6 protein-coding genes and 1 pseudogene are annotated in these 5,537 nt (G+C 66.4%); all 7 read right to left on the bottom strand.

The window, feature by feature from the left end; genetic code table 11:
* Positions 1-42: 42 nt before the first annotated feature.
* Positions 43-231: a DUF2065 family protein gene (locus tag IT472_RS01650; protein ID WP_297177392.1), complete on the bottom strand. Its 189-nt coding sequence runs from the start codon at positions 229-231 to the stop codon at positions 43-45.
* A gap of 73 nt (positions 232-304) precedes the next feature.
* Positions 305-1,171: a protease modulator HflC gene (locus IT472_RS01655; RefSeq protein ID WP_297177396.1), complete on the bottom strand. Its 867-nt coding sequence runs from the start codon at positions 1,169-1,171 to the stop codon at positions 305-307.
* Positions 1,168-2,199 carry an FtsH protease activity modulator HflK gene (hflK, locus tag IT472_RS01660; RefSeq protein ID WP_297177405.1) on the bottom strand — a complete coding sequence of 344 codons (1,032 nt, stop codon included), beginning with the start codon at positions 2,197-2,199 and terminating at the stop codon, positions 1,168-1,170. Before hflK ends, IT472_RS01655 begins: the two co-directional genes overlap by 4 nt.
* A gap of 89 nt (positions 2,200-2,288) precedes the next feature.
* Positions 2,289-3,605: a ribosome rescue GTPase HflX gene (gene hflX, locus IT472_RS01665; RefSeq protein ID WP_297177407.1), complete on the bottom strand. Its 1,317-nt coding sequence runs from the start codon at positions 3,603-3,605 to the stop codon at positions 2,289-2,291.
* 72 nt (positions 3,606-3,677) lie between these two features.
* Positions 3,678-3,965: an RNA chaperone Hfq gene (gene hfq, locus IT472_RS01670; RefSeq protein ID WP_297177399.1), complete on the bottom strand. Its 288-nt coding sequence runs from the start codon at positions 3,963-3,965 to the stop codon at positions 3,678-3,680.
* Between the two features lie 68 nt (positions 3,966-4,033).
* Positions 4,034-5,095: a tRNA (adenosine(37)-N6)-dimethylallyltransferase MiaA gene (gene miaA / locus IT472_RS01675; RefSeq protein WP_297177402.1), complete on the bottom strand. Its 1,062-nt coding sequence runs from the start codon at positions 5,093-5,095 to the stop codon at positions 4,034-4,036.
* 8 nt (positions 5,096-5,103) lie between these two features.
* Positions 5,104-5,537 (bottom strand): annotated as a pseudogene (locus IT472_RS01680) (sodium:proline symporter); the annotation flags it as partial.

Raw genomic sequence — 5,537 nt, forward strand, 5'->3', positions numbered from 1 at the left:
GGCTTTAGGAAATGTTACCTGAAAACCCGGGGCCACGCCCGATCACGCGCCGCGCACCAGCCACAGCGATCCCAGCCCCAGCAACAGGATCACCCCGCCGATCACGCGCACCCGCGCACTCGGCAGGTTCAACATCTGTTCGGCCGCGCGCTTCCACGCATCCGGGGCCACCAACAGGAACAACCCCTCGAATACCGCCACCAGGCACAGCGCAGCCCACAGGTCGCTCATGCGCGGCGTGCTCGCTCAGCCAAGGATCGATCCCTCACACCCATGTTCCCCGATCCATCCTTCGCACGCAGCATCAGTGGTCGGTCTTCATGTACTGCAAGAACGGATCGTTGCGATCCAGCACGATCACGCTGCTGTGCTTGCCGTCGAACGCGGCCCGATAGGCCTCGAGGCTACGCTGGAAGGCATAAAAGCCGGGGTCGCGGTTGGCCGCTTCGCCGTACAGGCGCGTAGCCTCGGCATCGCCCTCGCCACGCAGTTTCTGTGCATCACGCTCGGCCTCGGCCAGGATCACCTGGCGATCACTGTCGGCACGCGCACGCACCTCATTGGCCTGTTCCTCGCCTTCCGCGCGCAGACGGCTGGCCACCTGCTGGCGCTGCGCGCGCATGCGGTTGTAGACGTCATCGATGACCCGGCTGTCGGTGGGCAAATCAATTTGCTTGATCCGCAGGTCGGTGATGCGCACGCCCAGCGTCGCCGCGCCGCGATTGATGGCGGCCAGCTGGCCATGCACGATCGCCGTGCGATCACCGGACACCACCTGCTGCAAGGTGCGCGCATTGATTTCATTGCGCAGCGCGTCCTTGATGATCGGCGCCAGGCGATCCACCGCGGCGTTCTCGTCACCACCGGTGGCGCGATAGAACGCACGCGCATCCTCGATCTGGCCGACCGCGAAGAAATCCACGCTGACGTCCTTGCGCTCCGAGGTGAGGTAGCGTTCCGGCTCAGCCGGCAGCACCTGCAACCGTGTATCGAACACCCGCGCCGTCTCCACCAGCGGCCACTTGAAATGCAGGCCGGGCTGCATGTTCACCCGCGAAATCCTGCCCAGGTGCAGCACGATGGCCGTCTGTCCTTCGCTGACCACGAACATCGAACCGAGCATCAGCACGATGGCCAGCAGCAGCACGCCCAAGCCTAACTGAAGTTTCATCGCACCACCTCCTCACGGGCCGAGGCCGGCCTGCCGCTGCGGCCAGGGCGCGCGGGATTGCCCTCTGGAGCCTCCACCTGGACCTGCGGCGACACCAATTCCGGCAGCAAGGGCGGCGTCGGAGCCGGTGTGGTGGCGGGACGTCCACTCCCCTGCATCGGCACGTAGATCAGTTGGCGACCATCGCCACCGACGATGGTCGGGTTCTGCGACAGCACCTCCTGCAAGGTTTCCAGCCACAGGCGCTTGCGGGTCACGTCCGGCGCACCACGGTACTGCTCAACCAGCAAGCTGAAGCGTTCTGCGTCACCGGTGGCACGCGCGATCTTGGCAGCCTTGTAGCCCGCAGCCTCGGTACGCACGCGTGCAGCCTGGCCACGCGCCTCGGGCACCACCTTGGCGGCGTAGGCGCGGGCTTCTGAAATGAGCCGCTCCTTGTCCTGCTGGGCGCTGTTGACGTCGTCGAACGCCGGCTTGACCTGCTGGGGCGGCCGCGCATCCGGCAAGTTCAGCTCGGTCACGATCAGGCCAGTACGGTAGGCATCGAGCGACTTCTGCAACTGTTGGCGAGCAATGACGGCCAGTTGCTCGCGCGCACCCAGCACGGTGTCAAGGGTGGAACGACCGACCTGCTCGCGCACCGTACTCAAGGTTGCTTGCTTGAGCACCTCATCGCCATCGCGGGTACCGAAGCGGTACAGCACCGGATCGGACACCTTGTACTGCACGTTCACCGCCACCTCGACGATGTTCTCGTCGCGGGTCAACACCGGCACGCTGTCGGAATAATTCTTGATTTCGGTGGCATTGATCTTGATGACCTGCTCCACCGGCCATGGCAATTTGAAATTCAGGCCCGGCTGCAGCACCCGCGACAACTGGCCGAAACGCAGCACCACGCCGCGTTGCTGTTCGGTGACCAGCACCACGCTGGACAACACCAGCCACAGCGCCACCGCCACGACAATCCAGCGCAATGGGCTGAAGTTTCCGAAATTCGGCAAGCCTCCACCGATCCGGTTCCACATTCCACCTGAGCCACCGCCTCCGGTGCTTCCGGGCCGGTTCCAGGCCATCCAGGCCGTCCATGGCCCGCGCGGGCCGCTGCTTTGCATGGTCATGTCGGTAATTCTACGGGAAGCAAGGTCGCCTCGCCCGGCAACAGGGCGCGCAGCGGCGCGCCTTCCGGCAACGCCGCCAGCCGCGCGGCATCGGCAGCGGCCAGGTCGATCTTCAGGTGCCAGCCGTCCTCGGCGTGGGACTCTGCACGCACCGCGCCCAACGCGTGCAGGCGCGCACGCAGGCGCCCGGCTGCGCCAGGCAACAACAGGTCAGCGACGATCCGCTGCAGTCCCAGCCGCAAGCCGACGGCTTCACCCAGCAATTCCAAGCCGATCCGGTCACGCGCCGACAACCAGACGGCGGCAGGCGCGTCCTCGCGCTGGTCGATGCGCGGCTGTGCGCCCTCGATCCGGTCGATCTTGTTGAACACGAGCAACTGCGGAATGTCCCCGGCGCCGATGTCGTGCAACACCGCATCCACCTGCGCCATGCGATCGTCGCGCAGGGGATCGTCGGCATCGACCACGTGCAGCAGCAGGTCGGCCTCGCGCGCCTCGCCGAGCGTGGAACGGAACGCAGCGACCAGCTCATGCGGCAGATCGCGGACGAAACCGACGGTATCGGCCAGCACCACGCGGACACCCGCGAGCTCGATCCTGCGGACCGTCGGATCGAGGGTGGCGAACAACTGGTCGGCGGCGTAGGCGTCGGCACCGGTGAGCGCGTTGAACAGGGTCGACTTGCCGGCATTGGTATAGCCCACCAGCGCCAGCCGCGGCAGTTCACTGCGCACCCGCGCGCGACGCATCTGGCTGTGCTGCACCTCGACCTTGTCCAGGCGCTTCTGCAACACCTCCACGCGTTTTTGCAGCAGGCGACGGTCGGTTTCCAGCTGGGTCTCACCGGGACCGCGCAGGCCGATCGAGCCACCACGCTGGCGCTCCAGATGGGTCCAGCCACGCACCAAGCGGGTGGCCATGTGGCGCAGCTGCGCCAGCTCGACCTGCAATTTGCCCTCATGGCTGCGCGCGCGCTGGGCAAAGATGTCCAGGATCAGGCCGGTGCGGTCGACCACCCGGCGTTCCAGCGCCTTCTCCAGATTGCGTTCCTGCAGCGGCGACAACGGGTGATTGACCAACACCAGATCAATCCCGCTGACTTCGCAGATGGCCTTGACCTCGTCGAGCTTGCCGGTGCCGATCAGGATCGAGGGATTGGGCTTGTCGATCCGTGCTGGCACCGAGGCGACCACGCGCGCGCCGGCGGAACGCGCCAGTTCAGCGAACTCTTCCAGCACATCGGGCGCGGCCGGGCCACCGGCATGCGGCTGGATCAACAGCGCGTTTTCACCGCCACGCGAGCGTTCGAACAATTGGGTCGACATTGGAGGGAGAGATGCGGGCGTGGGGGCGCATTTGCAAGCCCACCCCGATTCATGGCGGGATTACTCGACCGCCGTGTCCCGTCCGGCCTCAACGCTGTCCTGGGCAATGCCCGCGATCTGCACGTTACGGGCCGGCACCACGGTCGAGATGGCGTGCTTGTAGACCATCTGGCTGACCGTGCTGCGCAGCAGGACCACGAACTGATCGAACGACTCGATCGTGCCCTGCAGCTTGATGCCGTTGACGAGGTAGATCGACACCGGCACGCGCTCGCGGCGCAAGGCATTCAGGAATGGATCCTGCAAGGACTGTGGCTTGGGTTTCGGTTCCCCGTTGCTGGCGTGCATCGTGTTGTTCTTGTCGTTGGATTGGACACAGCCGCGCAAGCCCCTGGCGCGACGGCGGAATGGCGATGTTAACGCAAGGCGCGTGGGTTGGGCGGGTTGCCGGAATCCACCGAATCCTTCGCCAGGAATGCCCTGACCACCGCATCGAGCCCGGCGCGCTGTCGTGCCTGATCGAACCATTGCACATCGCGCATCCCGCGCAACCAGGTGTATTGGCGCTTGGCGAGTTGGCGGGTGGCGGCGATGGCGCGATCGCGGAACAGAGCCTCTTCGTCGGATCGGTTCACCTTGCCTGTTCCTACCCTCAGCCCAACCCCTCTCCCGGAGGGAGTGGGACTTTCGATGGCATCGAGATGCTCCCATGCCTGGCGATAGCCGACTGCGCGCAAGGCAGGCAGATCCAATGGCGCGGGATGTGCAGCCAACTCCGGCAGCACTCGCAGGGCCCGCACTTCATCGAGAAACCCAGCGTCCAGCATGGTGTCGAAGCGCGCTTCGATGCGCGCATGCAGGTCGGCGCGCTGCGGCGGCGCCAGCGCCAGGGTGAGCACGTCCAGCCAAGGCTCCGCAGCACGCGCCTCGCGCTGCCAGTCACTGATCGGCCGACCACTGAGGCGATGCACCTCCAGCGCGCGCTGGATGCGCTGCGCGTCGGTGGCGTGGATGCGTGCCGCCGCTTCCGCGTCGACCTGTGCCAGTTGCGCGTGCAGCGCCGCCCAGCCAACCCCCGCCGCTTCCTCGGCCAGCTGTGCCCGCACCGTGGGATCTGCCGTTGGCATGTCGGACAGGCCTTCGAGCAGGGCACGGAAATACAGGCCGGTGCCGCCGGCGAGGATCGGCCAGCGCCCACGCGCGTGGATCGCCTCGATCGCCGCACGTGCATCGCTGGAAAACTCCGCCGCCGAATAGGGCTGCCACGGTTCGCGCAGGTCCAGCATGTGGTGGGGAATCTGCGCCTGCTCCGCCTTCGTCGGTTTGGCCGAGCCGATGTCCAGTCGCTTGTAGATCAGCGCCGAATCCACACTGACAATTTCACCGCCGATTCGCAGCGCCAGTTCCAGCGCGTACGCACTCTTGCCCGAGGCGGTCGGTCCGAGCAGCGCGATCGCCCGCGGCCGTGGCGCACCCACCGACACGCTCAGTAGCCGCTTTCGCGCAGGCAGGCCTGCACCTGCAGATGGCGCACCTGCACCGCCTGCGCGGGCGGCGGTGACAGCAGGCTGGCAATCACGATTGCCCCGCAGGCGGCCGCAAAGCCCGGGATCATCTCGTACCAGCCGCTGCCGTACATGCCCACGGCAACCAGCTTCCACAGGATCACGGTGGCCGCACCGACAACCATTCCGGCCAATGCACCACTCCGCGTCATCCGCCCCCAGAACAGCGAGAACAGCACCACCGGCCCGAATGCCGCGCCGAACCCTGCCCAGGCGTAACTGACCAGGCCGAGCACGCGGCTGTCGGGATCGCGGGCGATGAAGATCGCCAGCAGGGCCACCGCCAACACCATGGCGCGCCCGACCCAGACCAGCTCGCGCTCGCCGGCGTGCTTGCGCACGAAGCCGTGGTAGA

This window comes from Thermomonas sp., assembly GCF_020850895.1.
GTDB lineage: Bacteria > Pseudomonadota > Gammaproteobacteria > Xanthomonadales > Xanthomonadaceae > Thermomonas.

Excerpts from the sequence above, each read along its gene's own strand:
- IT472_RS01650 (WP_297177392.1), bottom strand. The coding sequence starts at position 231 with ATGAGCGACCTGTGGGCTGCGCTGTGCCTGGTGGCGGTATTCGAGGGG.
- IT472_RS01655 (WP_297177396.1), bottom strand. The coding sequence starts at position 1,171 with ATGAAACTTCAGTTAGGCTTGGGCGTGCTGCTGCTGGCCATCGTGCTG.
- hflK (WP_297177405.1), bottom strand. The coding sequence starts at position 2,199 with ATGTGGAACCGGATCGGTGGAGGCTTGCCGAATTTCGGAAACTTCAGC.
- hfq (WP_297177399.1), bottom strand. The coding sequence starts at position 3,965 with ATGCACGCCAGCAACGGGGAACCGAAACCCAAGCCACAGTCCTTGCAG.